The sequence below is a fragment of the Paenibacillus sp. IHBB 10380 genome (genome assembly GCF_000949425.1).
GTDB lineage: Bacteria > Bacillota > Bacilli > Paenibacillales > Paenibacillaceae > Paenibacillus_AQ.
The window spans coordinates 1,660,154-1,684,709 of the sequence record NZ_CP010976.1 but is presented as its reverse complement, the minus strand read 5'-3'; the positions used below and the strand labels follow the sequence as shown (position 1 = coordinate 1,684,709).

General features: G+C 52.1%; 1 protein-coding gene (only partly in view). It reads right to left on the bottom strand.

What is annotated here, in order from left to right:
• On the bottom strand, positions 1-24,474 hold the 5' portion of the coding sequence (locus UB51_RS07425) for a non-ribosomal peptide synthetase (protein WP_044876767.1). 7,866 nt of this gene lie to the left of the window's left edge; 24,474 of the gene's 32,340 nt are visible here — the first part of the coding sequence; its start codon is at positions 24,472-24,474; its stop codon lies off the left edge, out of view.
• Positions 24,475-24,556 lie beyond the last annotated feature (82 nt).

Sequence of the window (24,556 nt, the reverse complement as noted above, 5' to 3'; positions counted from 1 at the left end):
CATGTCGTTTCGCGGCGCGACATACTCCACGCCCGTGTGTACCGTTCCTTCCGGGGCTGGCAGCGCCTTGCGGTCCACCTTCCCGTTTGGCGTCAGCGGCAGCTTCTCCATTCGCACGAAGTACGACGGAATCATATACTCCGGCAAGCTTTGGCCCATATGCTTGCGCCATGCCGACACCGGCAGCTCCTCTTCCGTCACCACGTACGCGCACAAGTACGCTTCGCCTTCTTCTCCCTTCCGGGCTACGACGATCGCGTCTTCCACCGCTTCATGCTTCATGAGCTGCTCGTGCACCTCTCCCAGCTCAATCCGGAAGCCACGGATCTTCACCTGCTCATCAATCCGGCCCAAGTACTCCAGGTTCCCATCCGGCAACCATCTGGCCAAATCCCCCGTCCGGTACATCCGCTCTCCAGGGACAAACGGGTTCTCGACAAATTTCTCCTTCGTCAGCTCTGGACGGTTCAAATATCCTCGTGCCAACCCGTCTCCGGCTATGCACAGCTCTCCCGCGATTCCGATAGGCTGCAACTGGTTCGCTTCACCCAGCACATACACTTGCATATTCGGCAGCGGCTTTCCGATCGGGATATTGCTTGCCCCTTCTTCCACTACATAGCTGGTGGCTACTACCGTATTCTCCGTTGGTCCATAGTGATTGACGATCTCATACTTCTGCCTCTTATAGTGATGCAGCTTATCTCCCCCGGTTAATAACAACCGTAAGGAGCCGACTTCTTCTTCCATAAACTTTTCACACATCGACGTCGGTAAAAAGCTAATCGTAATCCCGTTACTCTCCATATACTGCTGTAATTGCTTCACATCGCTGCGAATCCATTCGCTGACGATATAGATCGTGGAGCCGCTAATCAAATACGGGAAAATTTCCCACACCGACGCATCAAACCCGGATCCTGCGAATTTCGTGCTTCGATCCTTCGCTGTCACTGCATACTGTTGCTGGTGCCATAGTGACAAATTCACCAAAGATCGATGCTCTACCAGTACCCCTTTCGGCTTCCCGGTGGACCCTGACGTATAAATCACGTACGCCAAACTAGCAGCCGTGTGCTCGCCCGCGATATTCCCGCGCTCTTCCTCTGCATATACGCCCGCCTCATCCAACGCCACAATGCTTCCGTCAAACACCACTCGGTCCGTCAGCCGCTTCTGCGTCAACAGCACCTTCGTCCCGCTATCCTCCAGCATGTACGCAATCCGCTCTGAAGGATAGTCCGGGTCAATCGGCAAATACGCTCCTCCTGCCTTCAGGATGCCCAGGATTCCTGCCATCATCTCCAGCGAACGTTCCACCATGATGCCCACGATCGTCTCGGTTCCTACCCCGTGCTTGCGCAGCACACGGGCCACTTGGTTCGACCTTGCATTCAGCTCTTCGTACGTCCACTCCTCCCCTTCGTACACCACTGCTACTTGCTCCGGAGTTTTCTCCACCTGTTCCTCGAACAGCTCGCTAATCGTCTTCTCCCTCGGGTACGGTGCCTCCGTTTCATTGAACGACACCAACACCTGCTCCCGTTCCTCTTCCATCACGATGTCAAGCTCTTGGATCCGCAGCTCCGGACGCTCCACTACCTGCTGGATAATTCTCTCCACATGCTGCCCGATTCTCTGGATAAACTCCTGTTCGTACGCCATTGCATTGTAATTCATTTTAAACGTCAGCCGTTTCCCCGGAATGACTGTGATGTTAAAGTCATAGTTCGTCTGCTCGAATTCTTCGACTCCCTCTATCTCGAAGCCTAACCCTTCCCCGTCCGTTTGACTCTTCAGTTCTTCACCTATAGGGAAATTTTGGAATGCCATAATGTGATCCAGCAACCCTTGCTTCACCTGGCTCTTCGCCTGCACATCTGCTAACGATACGTAATCGTATTTCTCCGAGGCTAACGCTCTGTGCTGCATCCCTTGCACCAGGTCTGCAAATCGCTCCGTCGGCTCTGCGTATACTCGGATGGGAATCGTATTCACGAATAACCCCACCATTTTCTCCACGCCTTCAATTTCCGCAGGTCTTCCTGAGACCACCGAACCGAACACCACGTCTCTCGCTTGGTTGTACCTTTGCAGCAAAATCCCCCAGATCGACTGGACCATCGTGTTGATCGTCACTTGGTATTTTTGAGCGAGCCTGTTCAATTGACTGCTCTCCTTCTCCTCTACAGTCACGATCACTTCCTCTTGCCGATACTCCCCGTTTCCTTCACCTTTCCGCTGCGTCGGTACGCTTGCCTGTTCCTCGTACCCCCTCAAGTAGTTCTCCCAGTACTCCAGCGCCTCTTCTTGATCCTGCTCCCCCAGCCATTGGATGTAATCGCTGTACGGATACGCTTTTTCCAACTCCACGCGCTGACCGCTTTTCAATTGAACGTAATACTTGAACAAATCTCCCAGAACGATCCCCGTGCACCAGCCATCCATGATGATGTGATGGTAACTCCAGATCACTCTGTACGTGTCCTCACCCGTCTGGATCACCGACACCTTCATCAGAAGATCCTTGCTAAGATCGAATCCTCTTTCCTTCTCCCCGTTCTCATACTCTTGCAAACGGGCTTCCTTTTCTTCCTCTGCAAGCTCCCTGATGTCCTCGTAATACACATTCACCTTTCTCGTTTTCCAGACGACTTGATAAGGCTGATCTATTTTTTCATACAAAAAGTTCGTTCTTAGGATCGAATATTTCTCAACCATCCGCTGGAAACTCGTAGTCAAAGCTTCTATTTCAAGCCGACCCTTGACCGATAAGCTCAATTGGACAAAATAATCGCTTCTGCCTCTTTCCGCTAGGGCATGAAACAGCATTCCTTCTTGCATCGGGGACAGCGTATATACGTCTTCTATCTCGTTCCCGTCTCGTATTTCCTCCAGCTTGGACAAAACTACTTCCAAACTCTCCAGATTCAACGCTTTCGTACTAAAATCGCTAGGTGTTCTCTCAGCATCCTCTTTTTGTACACAATGCTCGATAATCCGGCACAGGTGGTCTCGATAGCTCTCCAGCAATCCCTTGATCGTCTCTTCCCGGTACTCTCTTCCCGGATACTGAATGCTCATCTGCAGCTTGCCTCCCACAATGGCACCGCCTACATCCAGCCTGTGTGTTCGTTCCGAATCTCGATGAAATTCGCCTCCCGTCGGCATCCCAGACCCTTCAAATACGCGGCTTCCCATCTCCGTGTCAAACTGCCCCAAGTAGTTGAAGCTAATCTCCGGTCTTTGTTTGAATTCCAGCTCCTGGGTTTTTTCCTTCTCCGTCACGTATTTCAGAATCCCGTATCCGATCCCCTTATTCGGTATCCTTCTCAGCGTTTCTTTCACCTGCTTGATTTGATTCCCCAGTTCTTCCCTTCCCTTGATTTCCAACACCACCGGGTACATGCTCGTAAACCAGCCCACCGTCCGGCTCACGTTCACTCCCTTGATGACCTCTTCCCTTCCGTGTCCCTCCAGCGTCAGCCCTACTCGTTCTTCTCCCGTCCACTCTTCCACGGCCTGTGTCAGTCCTGTCAGCAGGATGTCATTCATCTCCGTATGGTACGCTTGGTGCACGTTTCTCAGCAGCTTCTCCGTCTCTTCTTCCGTGAACTCCACGATTTCGATCCGGCTCTCTCCCCATGTATTCCCTTGTGCCTCAGCCTCCATGTCCTTCGGCAGTCTTGCAATCTCCGCCTCTTCCACCGCTTTCCAATACGGCTTCTCTCTTAGCAGCTTCCTGCTGTAGGCATACTCGTTCAGTTCCTTGGACCACTGTTGGTACGAGTTCGTCTTCTCCGGCAAGCTCACTTCCTCATTCGCCAGCTTCTGTTCATACCCGATCGCCAAATCTTCCAGCAGGATTCTCCATGAGACTCCGTCGATCACCAGATGATGGACCGCCAGCAGCAAGTGGTCCCCTTTGCCGGTCTTGAATAATCCAGCTCTCATCAGCGGTCCCGACTCTAGGTTCAGGCTGCTTTGAAGGAGCTCCGATTCCGCCTCAATCCGCCTTGCCACTTCCTCTTCATCCCCGACGATCTCTACTACGCTTAGCTCGATTCTGTTCCCTTCGATCCCTTCGTTAACTTGAAGGACGCTTTCTCCTTCACCCTCATACCTCATTCGCAGCGCATCATGGTGGGCCACCAGTTCCTGCAAAACCTCCCTCAGTGCCTCGCTGTTGAAGCCCTCTTGCCTATATACCATCACCGACTGGTTCCAATGATGCTTCGCTTGGAAGTTTTGTTCGAAAAACCATCGCTGAATCGGGGTGAGCTCTACCTGCCCCTTCACTTGACCTTGATCGATGCTCATTTCCACCTGCCGTACATACAGACTCACGTCTTCAATTGTCGGATGCAGGAACAAGTTCGCGATCTCCAGCTTCAACTGTTGTTTATGCAAACGAGCGCTGATTTGAATCGCCTTGATCGAGTCTCCTCCCAACTCAAAGAAGTTGTCCCGGACCCCTATGCGCTCCAAACCGAGCACCTCCGACCAGATGTCCGCCAGCTTCGACTCCATGTCGTTTCGCGGCGCGACATACTCCACGCCCGTGTGTACCGTTCCTTCCGGGGCTGGCAGCGCCTTGCGGTCCACCTTCCCGTTTGGCGTCAGCGGCAGCTTCTCCATTCGCACGAAGTACGACGGAATCATATACTCCGGCAAGCTTTGGCCCATATGCTTGCGCCATGCCGACACCGGTAACTCCTCTTCCGTCACCACGTACGCGCACAAGTACGATTGGCCTTCTTCTCCCTTCCGCGCTACGACGACCGCGTCTTCCACCGCTTCATGCTTCATGAGCTGCTCATGCACCTCTCCCAGCTCAATCCGGAAGCCACGGATCTTCACCTGCTCATCGATCCGGCCCAAGTACTCCAGGTTCCCGTCCGGCAGCCATCTGACCAAGTCCCCTGTTCGGTACATCCGCGCTCCAGCCACAAACGGGTTCTCGACAAACTTTTCCTTCGTTAGATCCGGTCGGTTCAAGTACCCTCGTGCCAACCCGTCTCCGGCTATGCACAGCTCTCCCGCGATTCCGATAGGCTGCAACTGGTTCGCTTCACCCAGCACATACACTTGCATATTCGGCAGCGGCTTTCCGATAGGGATATTGCTTGCCCCTTCTTCCACCACATAGCTGGTGGCTACTACCGTATTCTCCGTTGGTCCATAGTGATTGACGATCTCATACTTCTGCCTCTTATAGTGATGTAGCTTATCTCCCCCCGTTAACAACAACCGTAAGGAGCCGACTTCTTCTTCCATAAACTTTTCACACATCGACGTCGGTAAAAAGCTAATCGTAATCCCGTTACTCTCCATATACTGCTGTAATTGCTTCACATCGCTGCGAATCCATTCGCTGACGATATAGATCGTGGAGCCGCTAATCAAATACGGGAAAATTTCCCACACCGACGCATCAAACCCGAATCCTGCGAATTTCGTGCTTCGATCCTTCGCTGTCACTGCATACTGTTGCTGGTGCCATAGTGACAAATTCACCAAAGATCGATGCTCTACCAGTACCCCTTTCGGCTTCCCGGTGGACCCTGACGTATAAATCACGTACGCCAAACTAGCAGCCGTGTGCTCGCCCGCGATATTCCCGCGATATTCCTCTGCATATACGCCCGCCTCATCCAACGCCACAATGCTTCCGTCAAACACCACTCGGTCCGTCAGCCGCTTCTGCGTCAACAGCACCTTCGTCCCGCTATCCTCCAGCATGTACGCAATCCGCTCTGCCGGATAGTCCGGATCAATCGGCAAATACGCGCCTCCTGCCTTCAGGATGCCCAGGATTCCTGCCATCATCTCCAGCGAGCGTTCCACCATGATGCCCACGATCGTCTCGGTTCCTACCCCGTGCTTGCGCAGCACACGGGCCACTTGGTTCGACCTTGCATTCAGCTCTTCGTACGTCCACTCCTCCCCTTCATACACCACTGCTACTTGCCCAGGAGTCTTCTCCGCCTGCTCCTCGAACAGCTCGCTAATCGTCTTCTCCCTTGGGTACAGTGCCTCCGTTTCGTTGAACGACACCAACACCTGCTCCCGTTCCTCTTTCGTCATTAGCACGATGTCCGACAGCTTGATCTCCGGCTGATCCGCCACCTGCTCTAACAACCTCAGCCAATGACTGCTCCATCTTTCCATCGTTTCCGGGCGGAACAGCCGGATTCCGTACTCCATATGGAAGTAAAGCTTCCCTTCCCCTTCGACGGCCTGCATGCTCACATCAAATTTCGCAATCTTTCCTTCGTAACCGTACGGACTTACTTTCAGTCCCTCTAGACCGAACTCTTTCATCTCTACATTTTGCAGCGCGAACAACGTATCAAACAGCGGATTCCGGCTCAAATCTCTCCGTACACCCAGCTTCTCCACCAACTCCTCCAGCGGATATTCCTGGTTCTCATATGCCTGCAGCACCTGCGTTTTCACGTCCTCCAGGTACGATACGAACGTTTTCTCCCCTTGCGGGCGGTTCCTCAGCGCCAACGTATTTACGAACATCCCCATCACTTCACCGAGGTCGGCGTGCCCTCTTCCCGCAATCGGCGTTCCCACCACGATGTCTTCTTGTCCTGTATATTTCGACAGCAGCACGGTATACGCCGCAAGTAGGGTCATATACAGCGTCGCTCCTCTCGCGCGCGACAGCTTCGCCAGCTTCTGGCTGTATTCCTCTCCCAGCGCGCAGCCTACGCTGGCACCTTCAAACTGCTGCATAGCCGGACGCGGATAATCCGTCGGCAGCTCCAGCACGGGCACTTCTCCTGCGAACGCTTCCAGCCAGTACTGCTCCTGCTTCTCGATGTCTCCCTTCCGGATCCGCTCTTGCTGCCATACGGCATAATCCTTGTACTGGATTCCCGGCTTCCCAAGCTCTCGTCCTTCATACGCCTGCATGAACTCCTGCAGGAATAGGTTGATCGACACCCCGTCGGAGATAATGTGATGCATGTCCACCACCAGCACATGCTCCTCTTTCCCTAGCTGTATGATTCCTGCCCGGAGTAACGGTGCTTGACTCAGATCAAACGGACGGATGAACGTTTCGATCCGATGCTCGATCTCCATAGCGCTCGCTTCTTCGTACGCTACGGCCAGTTCCACTTCCGCGTGTACCCGCTGCACCAGTTCCCCGTCCGCCATGTCAAAGGACGTGCGCAAGGCCTCGTGCCGGTTCACCACCGTTTGCAAGGCCGTGCCCAGACGTCCCCGGTCCAGCTTTCCTTCCAGCTTCAGCACCGTCGGCATATTGTAGCTGACTCCTGCTCCTTCCAACTGCTGGACCACATACATCCGTTTTTGTGCCGGTGACACCGGATAAAACGCTCTCGCTTCTACCCTCTCTATCGGGGTATATGATTTCTTCTCTGCTTCCTGCAAGTAGCCCGCCATCGCTTCGATCGTCGCGTGCCCGAACACTTCGCGCAGCGGCACCTCCACCTGCAGCTCCTGGTGAATCCGCGACACCAGCATCATCGCTTTCAGCGAGTGCCCCCCCAGCTCGAAGAAGTTGTCCTGGACTCCTATGCGCTCCAAACCGAGCACCTCCGACCAGACGTCCGCCAGCTTCGACTCCACGTCGTTTCGCGGCGCGACGTATTCCACGCCTGTGTGTACCACCCCTTCTGGTGCTGGCAGCGCCTTGCGGTCCACCTTCCCGTTTGGCGTCAGCGGCAGGTGCTCCACACGCACGAAATACGACGGAATCATATACTCCGGCAAGCTTTCTCCCACATGCTTGCGCCATGCCGACACCGGCAACTCCTCTTCCGTCACCACGTACGCGCACAAGTACGCTTCGCCTTCTTCTCTCTTCCGGGCCACAACGACCGCGTCTTCCACCGCTTTATGCTTCATCAATTGCTGGCGCACCTCGTCCGGCTCAATCCGGAAGCCACGGATCTTCACCTGCTCATCAATCCGGCCCAAGTACTCCAGGTTCCCGTCCGGTAGCCATCTGGCCAAGTCACCCGTCCGGTACATCCTCTCTCCAGGCACAAACGGGTTCTCTACAAACTTCTCCTCCGTCAGCTCCGGACGGTTCAAGTATCCTCGTGCCAACCCGTCTCCGGCCACGCACAGCTCTCCCGCAATTCCGATTGGCTGCAACCGGTTTGTTACATCCAACACATAGACCTTAGAATGGTTAATCGCTTTGCCGATCGGAATCGTTCCCTCTTGCTTCCCATCGATCACATAGGAAGCCGAGAAGGTCGTATTTTCTGTCGGTCCATATCCGTTCACGATCTTCAGTTCCCCGTGCGCTTCTCTTACCCGGTTCACATGCTCGACAGATAATGCTTCTCCTCCTACGATCAACGTCTTCAGGCCCCTAAACGTTTCGATCCGCTCTTGCACCACTTGATTAAACAACGACGCGGTCAGCCACATCGTCGTGATTCCATATTGCTCAATGCTCTGATCCAGATGCTGAGGGTCCAAAATACGGTGCTCAGCGCTCAAGTACAGACGCAAACCGTTGAGCAGCGCACCCCAAATTTCAAACGTAGACGCATCGAACACCAGCGCTCCCGTTTGGAGGATGCGGGCTCCTTCGCCAAACTCCACGTAATTCGTGTTTTTCACCAGACGGACGACGTTCCGCTGCTCCACCAGTACCCCTTTCGGCTTCCCAGTGGACCCCGACGTATAAATCACGTACGCCAAACTAGCAGCCGTATGCTCGCCCGCGATATTCCCGCGCTCTTTCTCTGCATATACGCCTGCCTCATCCAGCGCCACGATGCTTCCTTCAAACGCCACTCGGTCCATCAGCCGCTTCTGCGTCAGCAGCATTTTCGTTCCGCTATCCTCCAGCATGTACGCAATCCGCTCTGACGGATAGTCCGGGTCAATCGGCAAATACGCTCCTCCTGCCTTCAGGATGCCCAAGATTCCTGCCATCATTTCCAGCGAACGTTCCACCATGATGCCCACGATCGTCTCGGCCCCTACCCCATGCTTGCGCAGCATTCGCGCCACTTGGTTCGATCTGGCATTCAGCTCTTCGTACGTCCACTCCTGCTCTTCGTACACCACTGCTACTTGCCCAGGAGTTTTCTCCGCCTGTTCCTCGAACAGCTCGCTAATCGTCTTCTCCCTCGGGTACGGTGCCTCGGTCTTGTTAAACGCTACCAACACCTGCTCCCGTTCCTCTTCTGTCATCAACTCGATGTCCGACAGAAGTAGCTCTGTATCTTTTCCAATTTCTTTCAAAATATTTAGAAAATGTACAGCCATTCGCTCAATCGTTTTCGAGTGGAACAAGTTTCGGTATTCCAATCGAAACTCGAGCTCTCCTTTCTCCTCGCGTACTTCTAGAGTTAGATCAAATTTCGCCGAGGAGCTCTCATGTGGATACGTACTGAACGTCACTTCTCCTAAGTTCAATTCCGCGTGTTCCATGTTCTGTAATACCAACATCGTATCGAAAAGCGGATTACGGTTTGCCTCCCTGTGTACATTCAGTCTCTCAATCAATTCCTCGAAAGGATAATCTTGATTTTCGTAAGCCATGAGTACACATTCCTTAACTTCGCCTAAAAACAATCGAAACCCTTTGCGGCCTTCTGGACGATTCCGCAGCGCAACAGTGTTAACGAACATGCCGATCAGTCCTTCTAGCTCTGCATGGGATCTTCCTGCAAAAGCCGATCCGACAACAATATCGTCTTGACCCGTATATTTCGACAACAACACATTATATGCTGCCAGTAAAACCATATACAAAGTCGTTTCAGTTTCTGCCGCCAGCCGATACAACGGTTCCGCGATCTCTTTGTCAGCCTTAAAGATCAAAGAGCTCCCCTCAAACCGCTGGGATGCAAACCTTGGCTTATCTGTCGGGAGCATCAGAACAGGCGGAACATCCTTAAAAACATTAAGCCAGTAGGCTTCCTGCCGTTTTAACGAATCCCCGCGAAGCCCTGCTTGCTGCCATACCGCGTAATCTTTGTACTGAATCCAAGAACGCTCAAGTTCCTCGCCTGCGTAAAGCTTCCCAAGCTCATTAATAAATATTGACATGGATATCCCGTCAAAAACAATATGATGCATATCAAACAGCAACGCATACCGCTGTTCCCCCAGTTTTAGCAAACCGACTCGTAACAATGGAGGGTCCATCAGATCGAACGGCCGGGCGAATCTAGCCATCAATTCCGGTATTTGTACTTCCGTTACCTCTTGATAATGGAGCTCAAACGACACCTCATCCTCAATGCGTTGCATAGGTTCGCCATCGCCCCAAACAAACGCTGTGCGAAGAATATCATGCCGCCGGATTAAATGCTTCAATGCGTTTTCAAGGCATTTGACATCCAGTGCTCCTTCAACTAGGAACACTCCGGACATATTGTAATTCGCGCCACTCAGTTTCTCCAGAAGATATATCCTTTTCTGCGCCGACGAAACAGGGTAAAGGTCACGCGATTCCACTATCGGTATAGCTTCATACAGGCGCACTTCGGCAGAGGAGATATACTGAGCCAAAGTACGGATCGTGTTGTAAACAAAAAGGTCCCTAATGGAAATGTCTACTTGGAACTCCTGATGAATATAAGAGAGCATTCTCATCATATGCAATGAATGTCCACCTATATCAGTAAATGATTCGGTCACGCTCACCTGATCCAAACCGAGAAGATTTTTCCAAATATCACATAACCCATCCTCAATCGCATTGGCTGGAGCGACGTACTCGTTGCTTACCAAGCTTGCCTCATTAGGATGAGGCAACCGCATTTTATCAACTTTTCCGTTCTCCGTCGTCGGTACACTAGGGATCTGGATAAAAAAGGATGGTACCATGTAACTAGGTAGTTGATCCCGTAGATGCGCTCTTAGTTTCTGTATATCTAGCTCCGACACTGCCACCACATAAGCACACAAGTAAGTATCCCCATGCTGACCTTGACGAGCAGTTACTACCGCATCTTTCACAGCTTGATGGGTTAGCAAAACGTCCTCGATTTCACCGATTTCGATGCGGTAACCGCGGATTTTCACCTGTTGATCGATTCGTCCGACGTATTCGATATGACCATCCGGGAGCCATTTGGCCAAATCCCCTGTTTTATACATTCTTTCTCCAGGTATAAAGGAACTGGCGACAAATTTTTCGGCAGTTAATTCAGGCCGATTAAAATATCCTCTTGCCACCCCATCCCCAGCTATGCAGAGCTCTCCGGATACGCCAATCGGTTGGAGCTGTCCATAGGAATTTGTAATATATACCCGTGTATTAGCAATCGGACTACCAATAACAACAGACTTCGTGTCCGCGCAACGGGATGTAATGGCGTCAACCGTTGTTTCTGTCGGACCGTAGCAATTGTATAAATTATAACCCAGTTCCACAACCGCTTGTTTTATCGATGGTGGTAACGCTTCCCCACCGCAAATCAAGACTCGTATACTCTCCAATTTTTCCCCATTCAGGATAAATTCCTGTATAGTCGAGGGAACCAACTGTACGATGTGAATGTTGTTTTCACGGATAAAAGCCCGGAATTTTTCCCGATGATACGATTCCTTGTCCGATGTAAGATAGAGACTCCCCCCATGCAGAAGGGTAGCAAACATTTCTTCTACTGAAACATCGAAAGAGATGCTCGTGTTTTGCAGAATACGCTGATGCTCATCCAAGTTATAGGTATGGCCAAACCAGATGCATAAATTCACGACGCTTTGATGCTCAATGAGAACGCCTTTCGGCTTTCCGGTAGAACCCGAAGTGTACATAATATAAGCTAGGTTGTGTGGGCCAATGATCGTATCCAGGTTATTTCTCTCTTCTGTATCAACGCATTCATCCAATAATAAAACTTTCTGCTCAATACTAGACCTTTCCGTCAAATGACGCTGAGTCAGCAGCACTTTCGTCCCGCTATCCTCCAGCATGTACGCGATCCGCTCCACCGGATAGCTCGGGTCAATCGGCAAATACGCCCCTCCTGCCTTCAGGATACCCAAGATACCGGCCATCATCTCCAGCGAGCGTTCCACCAGGATGCCCACGATCGTCTCGGCCCCTACTCCGTGCTTGCGCAGCACACGTGCCACTTGGTTCGATCTGGCATTCAGCTCTTCGTACGTCCACTCCTGCCCTTCGTACACCACTGCCACTTGCCCTGGAGTCTTCTCCACCTGTTCCTCGAACAGCTCGCTAATCGTCTTCTCCCTCGGGTATGGCGCCTCCGTCTTGTTGAACGACACCAATACCTGCTCCCGTTCCTCTTCTGTTACGATATCAAGCTCTTGAATCCGCAGCTCCGGATGCTTCACTACCTGCTGGATAATTCTCTCCACATGCTGCCCAATTCTCCGGATAAACTCCTGATCGTGCGCCTTTGCATTGTAATTCATTTTAAACGTCAGCTGTTTCCCCGGAATGACCGTGATGTTAAAGTCATAGTTCGTCTGCTCGAACGCTTCGACTCCCTCTATCTCAAAGCCTAACCCTTCCCCGTCCGTTTGATTCTTCAGCTCTTCACCTATAGGGAAGTTTTGGAACGTCATGATGTGATCCAGCAACCCTTGCTTCACCTGGCTCCTCGCCTGCACATCCGCTAACGATACGTAGTCGTATTTCTCCGAGGCTAGCGCTCTGTGCTGCATCCCTTGCACCAGGTCTGCAAATCGCTCCGTCGGCTCTGCGTACACTCGAATGGGAATCGTGTTCACGAATAACCCCACCATCTTCTCCACGCCTTCAATTTCCGCAGGTCTTCCCGAGACCACCGAACCGAACACCACGTCGCTCGCTTGGTTGTACCTTTGCAGCAAAGTCCCCCAGATCGCCTGGACCATCGTGTTGATCGTCACTTGGTATTTTTGGGCGAGCCTGTTCAATTGACCGCTCTCCTTCTCCCCTACAGTGACGATCACTTCCTCTTGCCGATACTCTCCGTTTCCTTCGCCTTTCCGCTGCGCCGGTACGCTTGCCTGTTGCTCGTACCCTCTCAAGTAGTTCTCCCAGTACTCCAGCGCCTCTTCTTGATCCTGCTCCTCCAGCCACTGGATGTAATCGCTGTACGGATACGATTTTTCCAACTCCACACGCTGACCGCTTTTCAATTGAACGTAATACTTGAACAAATCTCCCAGAACGATCCCCGTGCACCAGCCATCCATGATGATGTGATGGTAGCTCCAGATGACTTTGTACGTTTCCTCCCCCGTCTGGATCACCGACAGCTTCATCAGCAGATCCTTGCTAAGATCGAATCCCTTTTCCTTCTCCCCGTTCTCATACTGTTGCAAACGGGCTTCCTTCTCTTCCTCTGCAAGCTCCCTGATGTCCTCGTAATACACATTCGCCTTTCTCGTTTTCCATACGACTTGGTAGGGCTGGTCTATTTTTTCATACAAAAAGTTCGTTCTTAAGATCGAATATTTCTCAACCATCCGCTGGAAACTCGTAGTCAAAGCTTCTATTTCAAGCCGACCCTTGACCGATAAGCTCAATTGGACAAAATAATCGCTTCTGCCTCTTTCCGCTAGGGCATGAAACAGCATTCCTTCTTGCATTGAGGACAGCGTATATACGTCTTCTACCTCGTTCCTGTCTCGTATTTTCTCCAGCTTGGACAAAATTACTTCCAGACTCTCCAGATTTAATGCTTTCGCACTAAAATCGCTAGGAGTTCTCTCAGCATCCTCTTTTTGCACACAATGCTCGATGATCCGGCACAGGTGATCTCGATAGCTCTCCAGCAATCCCTTGATCGTCTCTTCCCGGTACTCTCTTCCCGGATACTGGATGCTCATCTGCAGCTTGCCTCCCACAATGGCGCCGCTCACGTCCAGCTTGTATGTTCGTTCTGAATCTCGATGAAATGCGCTTCCCATCGGCATCCCAGAGCCTTCAAATACACCGCTTCCCATCTCTGCGTCAAACTGCCCCAAGTAGTTGAAGCTAATCTCCGGTCTTTGTTTGAATTCCAGGTCCTGGGTTCTTTCCTTCTCCGTCACGTATTTCAGAATCCCGTACCCAATCCCCTTATTCGGTATCCTTCTCAGCGTTTCTTTCGCCTGCTTGATTTGATTGCCGAGTTCTTCCCTTCCCTTGATTTCCAACACCACCGGGTACATGCTCGTAAACCAACCTACCGTCCGGCTCACGTTCACTCCCTTGATGACCTCTTCCCTTCCGTGTCCTTCCAGCGTCAGCCCTACTCGTTCTTCTCCCGTCCACTCTTCCACGGCCAGTGTCAGTCCTGTCAGCAGGATGTCATTCATCTCCGTATGGTACGCTTGGTGCACGTTTCTCAGCAGCTTCTCCGTCTCTTCTTCCGTGAACTCCACGATTTCGATCCGGCTCTCTCCCCATGTATTCCCTTGTGCCTCAGCCTCCATGTCCTTCGGCAGTCTTGCAATCTCCGCCTCTTCCACCGCTTTCCAATACGGCTTCTCCTTTAGCAACTTCCTGCTGTTTGCATACTCTTTCAGTTCCTTTGACCACTGTTGGTACGAGTTCGTCTTCTCCGGCAAGTTCACTTCCTCATTCGCCAGCTTCTGTTCATACCCGATCGCCAAATCTTCGAACAGGATTCTCCATGAGACTCCGTCGATCACCAGATGATGGACCGCCAGCAGCAAGTGGTCCCCTTTGCCGGTCTTGAATAATCCAGCTCTCATCAGCGGTCCCGACTCTAGGTTCAGGCTGCTTTGAAGGAGCTCCGATTCCGCCTCAATCCGCCTTGCCACTTCCTCTTCATCCCCGACGATCTCTACTACGCTTAGCTCGATTCTGTTCCCTTCGATCCCTTCGTTAACTTGAAGGACGCTTTCTCCTTCACCCTCATACCTCATTCGCAGCGCATCATGGTGGGCCACCAGTTCCTGCAAGACCTCCCTCAGTGCCTCGCTGTTGAAGCCCTCTTGCCTATATACCATCACCGACTGGTTCCAATGATGCTTCGCTTGGAAGTCTTGTTCGAAAAACCATCGCTGAATCGGGGTGAGCTCTACCTGCCCCTTCACTTGACCTTGATCGATGCTCATTTCCACCTGCCGTACATACAGACTCACGTCTTCAATTGTCGGATGCAGGAACAAGTTCGCGATCTCCAGCTTCAACTGTTGTTTATGCAAACGAGCGCTGATTTGAATCGCCTTGATCGAGTCTCCTCCCAACTCAAAGAAGTTGTCCCGGACCCCTATGCGCTCTAAACCGAGCACCTCCGACCAGACGTTCGCCAGCTTCGCCTCCATGTCGTTTCGCGGCGCGACGTACTCCAAGCCCGTGTGTACCGCCCCTTCCGGTGCTGGTAGCGCCTTGCGGTCCACCTTCCCGTTTGGCGTCAGCGGCAATTGCTCCACACGTACGAAGTAAGACGGAATCATATACTCCGGCAAGCTTTCTCCCATGTGCTTGCGCCATGCCGACACCGGCAGTTCCTCTTCCGTTACCACGTACGCGCACAAGTACGCTTGGCCTTCTTCTTCCTTCCGGGCCACGACGACCGCGTCTTTCACTGCTTCATGCTTCATGAGCTGCTGGCGCACCTCGTCTGGTTCAATTCGGAAGCCGCGGATCTTCACCTGCTCATCGATCCGACCCAAGTACTCCAGGTTCCCGTCCGGCAGCCATCTTGCCAAGTCCCCCGTTCGGTACATCCGCTCTCCAGGCACAAACGGGTTCTCCACAAACTTCTCCTTCGTCAGCTCCGGACGGTTCAAGTATCCTCGTGCCAACCCGTCTCCGGCCACGCACAGCTCTCCTGCCACTCCGATAGGCTGCAACCGGTTTACTCCGCCCAGCACATAGACCTTAGAATGGTTAATCGCTTTGCCGATCGGAATCGTTCCCTCTTGCTCTCCATCGATCACATAGGAAGCCGAGAAAGTTGTATTTTCTGTCGGTCCATATCCGTTCACGATCTTCAGTTCCCCGTGCGCTTCTCTTACCCGGTTCACATGCTCGACAGATAATGCTTCTCCTCCTACAATCAACGTCTTCAGACCGCTAAACGTTTCGATCCGCTCTTGCACCACTTGATTAAACAACGACGCGGTCAGCCACATCGTCGTGATTCCATATTGCTCAATGCTCTGACCCAGATGCAGAGGATCCAAGATACGGTGCTCGGCGCTCAAGTACAGCCGCAAACCGTTGAGCAGCGCACCCCAAATTTCAAACGTAGACGCATCGAACACCAGCGCTCCCGTTTGGAGGATACGATCTCCCTCGCCAAACTCCACGTAATTCGTGTTTTTCACCAAACGAACGACGTTCCGTTGCTCCACCAATACCCCTTTCGGCTTCCCGGTGGACCCCGACGTATAAATCACGTACGCCAAACTAGCAGCCGTATGATCGCCCGCGATATTCCCGCGATATTCCTCTGCATATACGCCCGCCTCATCCAACGCCACGATGCTTCCGTCAAACGCCACTCGATCCGTCAGCCGCTTCTGCGTCAGCAGCACCTTCGTCCCGCTATCCTCCAACATGTACGCAATCCGCTCTGCCGGATAGTCCGGGTCAATCGGCAAATACGCTCCTCCTGCCTTCAGGATGCCCAAGATCCCTGCCATCATCTCCAGCGAACGTTCCACCATGATGCCCACGATCGTCTCGGCCCCTACCCCGTGCTTGCGCAGCACACGCGCCACTTGGTTCGATCTGGCATTCAGCTCTTCGTACGTCCATTCCTGCCCTTCGTACACCACTGCCACTTGCCCAGGAGTTTTCTCCGCCTGTTCCTCGAACAGTTCGCTAATCGTCTTCTCCCTTGGGTACGGCGCCTCCGTTTCGTTGAACGACACCAACACCTGCTCCCGTTCCTCTTCTGTTAGCAGTTCAATGTCAGACAGCTTAATCTCCGGCTGATCCGATACCTGCTCTAACAACCTCAGCCAATGGTTGCTCCATCTCTCCATCGTTTCTTGGCGGAACAACCGGCTTCCGTACTCCACATGGAAGTAGAGCTTTCCTTCCCCTTCGACGGCCTGCACGCTCACATCAAATTTCGCAATCTTTCCTTCATAACCGTACGGACTTACCTTCAGCCCTTCCAGAGCGAACTCCTTCATCTCCACATTTTGCAGCGCGAACAACGTATCAAACAGCGGATTCCGGCTCAAATCTCTCCGTACACCCAGCTTCTCCACCAACTCCTCCAGCGGATACTCCTGGTTCTCATACGCCTGCAGCACCTGCGTTTTCACGTCCTCCAGGTACGATACGAACGTTTTCTCCCCTTGCGGGCGATTCCTCAGCGCCAACGTATTTACGAACATCCCCATCACTTCACCGAGGTCGGCGTGCCCTCTTCCCGCAATCGGCGTTCCCACCACGATGTCTTCTTGCCCTGTATATTTCGACAGCAGCACGGTATACGCCGCCAATAGGGTCATATACAGCGTCGCTCCTCTCTCAAGCGACAGCTTCGCCAGCTTCTGGCTGTACTCCTCTCCCAGCTCGCATCCTACGCTGGCACCTTCAAACTGCTGCAGCCCCAGACGAGGATAATCCGTTGGCAACTCCAGCACAGGCACTTCTCCTGCGAATGATTCCAGCCAGTACTGCTCCTGCTTCTCGATGTCTCCCTTGCGGATTCGCTCCTGCTGCCATACCGCATAATCTTTGTACTGGATTCCTCGCTTCCCAAGCTCTCTTCCTTCATACGCCTGCATGAACTCCTGCATGAAGAGGTTGATCGATCCCCCGTCGGAAATGATATGGTGCATGTCCACCACCAGTACATGCTCTTCTTTCCCTAGCTGTATGATTCCTGCCCGGAGTAACGGTGCTTGACTCAAATCAAACGGACGGATGAACGTTTCGATCAGACGCTCGATTTCCTCAACGCTCGTTTCTTCATACGCTACGGCCAGTTCTACTTCCGCGTGTACCCGCTGCACCAGTCCCCCGTCAGCCATGTCAAAGGACGTGCGCAATGCCTCGTTCCGGTTCACCACCGTTTGCAAGGCCTCACCCAGACGTCCCCGGTCCAGCTTTCCTTCCAGCTTCAGCACCGTTGGCATATTATAGCTGACTCCTGCTCCTTCCAACTGCTGGACCACATATACCCGTTTTTGTGCGGGCGACACCGGATAAAACGCTCTCGCTTCCACCCTCTCTATCGGAGTATACGTTGTCTTTTCCGCTTCTTGTAAGTAGCCTGCCATCGCTTCGATCGTCGCGTTCCCGAACACTTCGCGCAGCGGCATCTCCACCTGCAGCTCCTGGTGAATCCGCGAGACCAGCATCATCGCTTTCAGCGAGTGTCCCCCCAGCTCGAAGAAGTTGTCCCGGACCCCTATGCGCTCCAGACCGAGCACTTCCGACCAGATGTCCGCCAGCTTTGCCTCCACGTCGTTTCGTGGCGCGACGTACTCCATACCCGTGTGTACTGTTCCTTCCGGTGCTGGCAGCGCCTTGCGGTCCACCTTCCCGTTTGGCGTCAGCGGCAGCTGCTCCATACGCACGAAGTACGACGGAATCATATATTCCGGCAAGCTTTCTCCCATATGCTTGCGCCATGTCGACACCGGCAGCTCCGCTTCCGTCACCACGTACGCGCACAAGTACGCTTCGCCTTCTTCTCCCTTCCGGGCTACGACGATCGCGTCTTCCACCGCTTCATGCTTCACGAGCTGCTCGCGTACCTCTCCCAGCTCAATCCGGAAGCCACGGATCTTCACCTGCTCATCAATCCGGCCCAAGTACTCCAAGTTCCCGTCCGGCAACCATCTGACCAAGTCCCCTGTTCGGTACATCCGCTCTCCAGGCACAAACGGGTTCTCCACAAACTTCTCCTCCGTCAGCTCCGGTCGGTTCAAGTACCCTCGTGCCAACCCGTCTCCGGCTATGCACAGCTCTCCCGCGATTCCAATAGGCTGCAACCGGTTCGCTCCACTCAGCACATACACTTGTGTATTCGGCAGCGGCTTTCCGATAGGGACGTGGACTCCCTCCTTCCTTCCCAGGGCATATTGCGTTGCATAGATGGTCGCTTCCGTCGGACCGTACATATTTTCCACGCTGACGTCCGGCCATAATTCGTTCAGCTTGTTCGCCAAATCGCTAGGGAGCGCTTCTCCTGCCACGAACACGTACTCCAGCTTCCTAACCTTCTCTTGTTCTACACCGTCGTTCATCACCAATTGCAACATCGCGGGAACGAAGTTGATGTGCGTGATTGAATGACGATCGATCACCTCTTCCAGTTTGGCCCAATCCTTTTCCGCACCTTGCTTGGCTATCACCAGTTGGCCGTTCCCTAGTATCCATCCGAACAACTCCGTGATCGATACATCAAACGTATAGGCAGTCTTTAATAGATAAGCTCCGGTTGCTTGTAATGGATACCGTTGCTGCATCGCTGACAACATGTTGGTTAGACTCGCATGCTCCACCAGTACCCCTTTCGGCTTCCCGGTGGACCCTGACGTATAAATCACGTACGCCAAACTAGCGGCCGTATGCTCGCGTGCGATATTCCCGCGCTCTTCCTCTGCATATACGCCCGCCTCATCCAACGCCACGATGCTTCCGTCAAACACCACTCGGTCCGTCAGCCGCTTCTGCGTCAGCAGCACCTTCGTCCCGCTATCCTCCAGCATGTACGCAATCCGCTCTGACGGATAGTCCGGGTCAATCGGCAAATACGCTCCTCCTGCCTTCAGGATGCCCAAGATGCCGGCCATCATCTCCAGCGAACGTTCCACCATGATGCCTACGATCGTCTCGGCCCCTACCCCGTGCTTGCGCAGCACACGCGCCACTTGGTTCGATCTGGCATTCAGCTCTTCGTACGTCCACTCCTGCCCTTCGTACACTACCGCGACTTGCTTCGGTGTCTTTGTTACCTGCTCCTCGAACAGCTCGCTAATCGTCATCTCCCTCGGGTATGGTGCCTCCGTCTTGTTGAACGACACCAACACCTGCTCCCGTTCCTCTTCCGTCATCAGCTCGATGTCCGACAGCCTGATCTCCGGCTGGTCCGCCACCTGCTCTAACAGCCTCAGCCAGTGGCTGCTCCATCTCTCCATCGTTTCCGGGCGGAACAGCCGGCTTCCGTACTCCACATGGAAGTAGAGCTTCCCTTCGCCTTCGACAACCTGCATGCCTACATCAAATTTCGCAATCTTTCCTTCGTACCCGTACGGGCTTACCTTCAGTCCTTCCAGACCGAACTCCTTCATCTCTACGTTTTGCAGCGCGAACAACGTATCAAACAGCGGATTCCGGCTCAAATCTCTCCGTACCCCCAGCTTCTCCACCAGCTCCTCCAGCGGATACTCCTGGTTCTCATACGCCTGCAGTACCTGCGCTTTCACGTCCTCCAGGTACGATACGAACGTTTTCTCCCCTTGCGGGCGGTTCCTCAGCGCCAACGTATTTACGAACATCCCCATTACTTCACCGAGGTCGGCGTGCCCTCTTCCCGCAATCGGCGTTCCCACCACGATGTCTTCTTGACCTGTATATTTCGACAGCAGCACGGTATACGCCGCAAGTAGGGTCATATACAGCGTCGCTCCTCTCTTCCTCGATAGCTTCGCCAGCTTCTGGCTATACTTCTCTCCCAGTGCGCATTCTACGCTGGCACCTTCAAACTGCTGTACAGCCGGACGCGGATAATCCGTCGGCAGTTCCAGCACGGGCACTTCTCCTGCGAACGCTCCCAGCCAGTACTGCTCCTGCTTCTCTATTTCTCCCTTCTGGATTCGCTCCTGCTGCCATACCGCATAATCCTTGTACTGGATTCCTCGCTCCCCAAGCTCTCGTCCTTCATACGCCTGCATGAACTCCTGCATGAAGACGTTAATCGACACCCCGTCGGAGATGATGTGGTGCATGTCCACCACCAACACATACTCCTCTTTCCCTAGCTGTATGATTCCTGCTCGGAGTAACGGTGCTTGACTTAGATCAAACGGACGGATGAACGTTTCGATCAGACGCTCGATCTCCGCAACACTCGCTTCCTCGTACACTACAGCCACTTCCATTTCCGCAACGCTCGCTTCCTCGTACGCTACGGCCACTTCCATTTCCGCAACGCTCGCTTCCTCGTACGCTACGTCCAGTTCCACTTCCGCGTGTACTCGCTGCACCAGTTCCCCGTCAGCCATGTCAAAGGACGTGCGCAATGCCTCGTGCCGGTTCACCACCGTTTGCAAGGCCGCTCCCAGACGGCCCCGATCCAGCTTTCCTTCCACCTTCAGCACCATCGGCATATTGTAGCTGACTCCTGCTCCTTCCAACTGCTGGACCACATACATCCGTTTTTGTGCGGGCGACACCGGATAAAATGCTCTCACTTCCACACGTTCTATCGGGGTATACGTTTTCTTTTCCGCTTCCTGCAAGTAGCCCGCCATCGCTTCGATCGTCACGTGCCCGAACACTTCGCGCAGTGGCACCTCCACCTGCAGCTCCTGGTGAATCCGCGAGACCAGTATCATCGCTTTCAGCGAGTGTCCCCCCAGCTCGAAGAAATTGTCCCGGACCCCTATGCGCTCCAAACCGAGCACCTCCGACCAGATGTCCGCCAGCTTTGCCTCTACGTCGTTTCGCGGTGCGACGTACTCCACGCCCGTGTGTACCGCTCCTTCCGGTGCTGGCAGCGCCTTGCGGTCCACCTTCCCGTTTGGCGTCAGCGGCAAGTGCTCCATACGCACGAAATAGGACGGAATCATATACTCCGGCAAGCTTTCTCCCACATGCTTGCGCCATACCGACACCGGCAACTCCTCTTCCGTCACCACATACGCGCACAAGTACGCTTCGCCTTCTTCTTCCTTCCGGGCTACGACGATTGCGTCTTCCACCGCTTCATGCTTCATGAGCTGCTGACGCACCTCGTCCGGCTCAATCCGGAAGCCACGGATCTTCACCTGCTCATCGATCCGGCCCAAGTACTCCAAGTTCCCATCTGGAAGCCATCTTGCCAAGTCCCCCGTCCGGTACATCCTCTCTCCAGGTACAAACGGGTTCTCCACAAACTTCTCCTTCGTCAGCTCCGGACGGTTCAAGTACCCTCGTGCCAACCCATCTCCGGCTATGCATAGCTCGCCCGCAATTCCGATAGGCTGAAGCTGATTTTTACTATTCATGACGTACAGCTTCGTATTACTGATAGGCTTACCGATAGGAATATTGTCCGTCCAAGACGAGACTTCGTCCACCGCATAATAAGTGCTAAATACTGTGCTTTCGGTAGGACCATATACGTGTATGATTTTAGTTTCGCCCAAATATTTGATTGCTTTCTCCACATGACTTCCCGATACTTTTTCGCCCCCGAACAACACTTTTCTTACCCTACTGAGGCATTCCGGGTTGACATCAATAAGTGCATTGAATAGAGCCGTAGTCATAAAAACAACCGTTATGTTTTCTTTGTGAATGATTGTTGAAAGTTTACTTGCGTCCAATACGCTATCTCTATTGATTAGCAGAAGTTTTGCACCATTTAGTAGCGCACCCCATATATCAAATGTTGATCCATCAAACACATAGTTGGATAGTTGCAACAAGGTATCATCGCTTGTAATTTCAATATAATTGGTGTCTTTTACGACCCTGGCAATATTGAAATGGGATATCAAGGTTCCTTTCGGCTTACCGGTGGACCCGGACGTATAAATCACGTACGCCAAACTAGCGGCCGTATGCTCGCCCGCGATATTCCCACGTTCTTCCTCTGCATATACGCCCGCCTCATCCAATACCACGATGCTTCCTTCAAAAGCCGCCCGGTCTGTCAACCGCTTCTGAGTCAGCAACACCTTCGTCCCGCTATCTTCCAACATGTACGCAATACGCTCTGTCGGATAGTCCGGGTCAATCGGTAAATACGCTCCTCCTGCCTTCAGGATGCCCAAGATTCCTGCCATCATCTCCAGCGAACGTTCCACCATGATGCCTACGATCGTCTCTGCCCCTACCCCGTGCTTACGCAGCATACGCGCCACTTGGTTCGACCTTGCATTCAGCTCTTCGTACGTCCACTCCTGCCCTTCGTACACCACTGCTACTTGCTCCGGAGTTTTCTCCACCTGCTCCTCGAACAGCTCGCTAATCGTCTTCTCCCTCGGGTACGGTGCCTCCGTTTCATTGAACGAATAAAGAATTTGAGTCTTCTCTACTTCCGAAAGAAACTCTAATTCAGAAACACGTAAGCTTGAATTGTTAATCATTTCACGAGCCACTCGTTCAAAATGATTGGATATTTTTTCAATAGTTTCTTCGTGAAATTGCCGCTCGTTAAAATTAAATTCCAAATTCAATCCGTCATTCGGCAAGACGGCTAACGTCAATGGAAAATTTGTATTGTCCCATGAACTATGGGAAGTAATATGCATCCCACTCTCTTTGTTCCAAATTCCATCAATCGGATAATTTTCAATAACAACAATGGAATCGAAAAATGGATTTTGTGGGTTGCACTGAATATACGATTTAATATCAACCAACGATGTAACCTCATGTTCAACACGTTGTGAAAGAGCATGATCGACTGTCTGCAGAACGTCTCGAACCGTTTGGTTTCCATCTGCCTTTACACGTAAAGGAATCGTATTAATGAACATACCAACAGTATTTTCGATGTCTTTGACATTTACTGAACGTCCGGATACCGTTGTACCGAACACCACATCATCTGCGCTATTGTAACGTTGTAGAATCATTCCCCACACACTATAAATAAATGCGGCAAAAGTAACTTTCTGTTCCTTCACAAAATGAAGCATTTCCTTATAAAACTTCTCTGATAATGAAAATACCTTCTTGCGATGTTTCATAGCTCCGTCAAATGTAATAAAGTCGTAAGGAAGAACCGTATCGTTCTCATATCCTTCCAAATAACGCTGCCAAAACAGCTTCACGTCGGCCTGGTCTTTTGACCGAAGCAGTTTAACGTAATCTTTAATGCTATTTCTAGCTGAAATGATAACCTCAGTGCCTTGATGAAGCGAATGATATATTGTAAAAAAATCTCTTAATAAAATCCCAAGACTCCATCCGTCAAGTAAAATATGATGATGACTAATCATTACCTCACATTCGCTTTCACTCAGTAAGCAAAGCGTAACGCGGAAAGGAACTGTTTCGAGATCGAATCCATTAGATTGAGCATGTTCTATTTCTTCTTCTAAGAGGGCTGTACGTTCATTATTCGAAAAATGAATAAAATTTTTCTCCGTGTATACAAGCTCATGTTCTTTAAGAATGATCTGAACTGGTTCTTTTATGCTCTTCCACCGAAAGACGGTTCGCAAAGCTTGATTTTCTCTCACTAAATGATTAAATGCTTGTTTAATTAAATGAGGCTGAATATTTCCAGCTATTCTTAAATTGAGCTGATTACCATACAAGCGCTCTTCCGGGCTACGAAGGTAATGGAATAGCATTCCTTTTTGAGTTGGAGTCAATGAATTTATATCTTCAACATTTTTCTTATCCATCTTGGAGTTAACCATATCATTATCACTCTTTTCTAAATTGAATTGGTTCTAAATAATGAACAAACGACAGAAAAATACCTTTCTTGATTACCAAGAA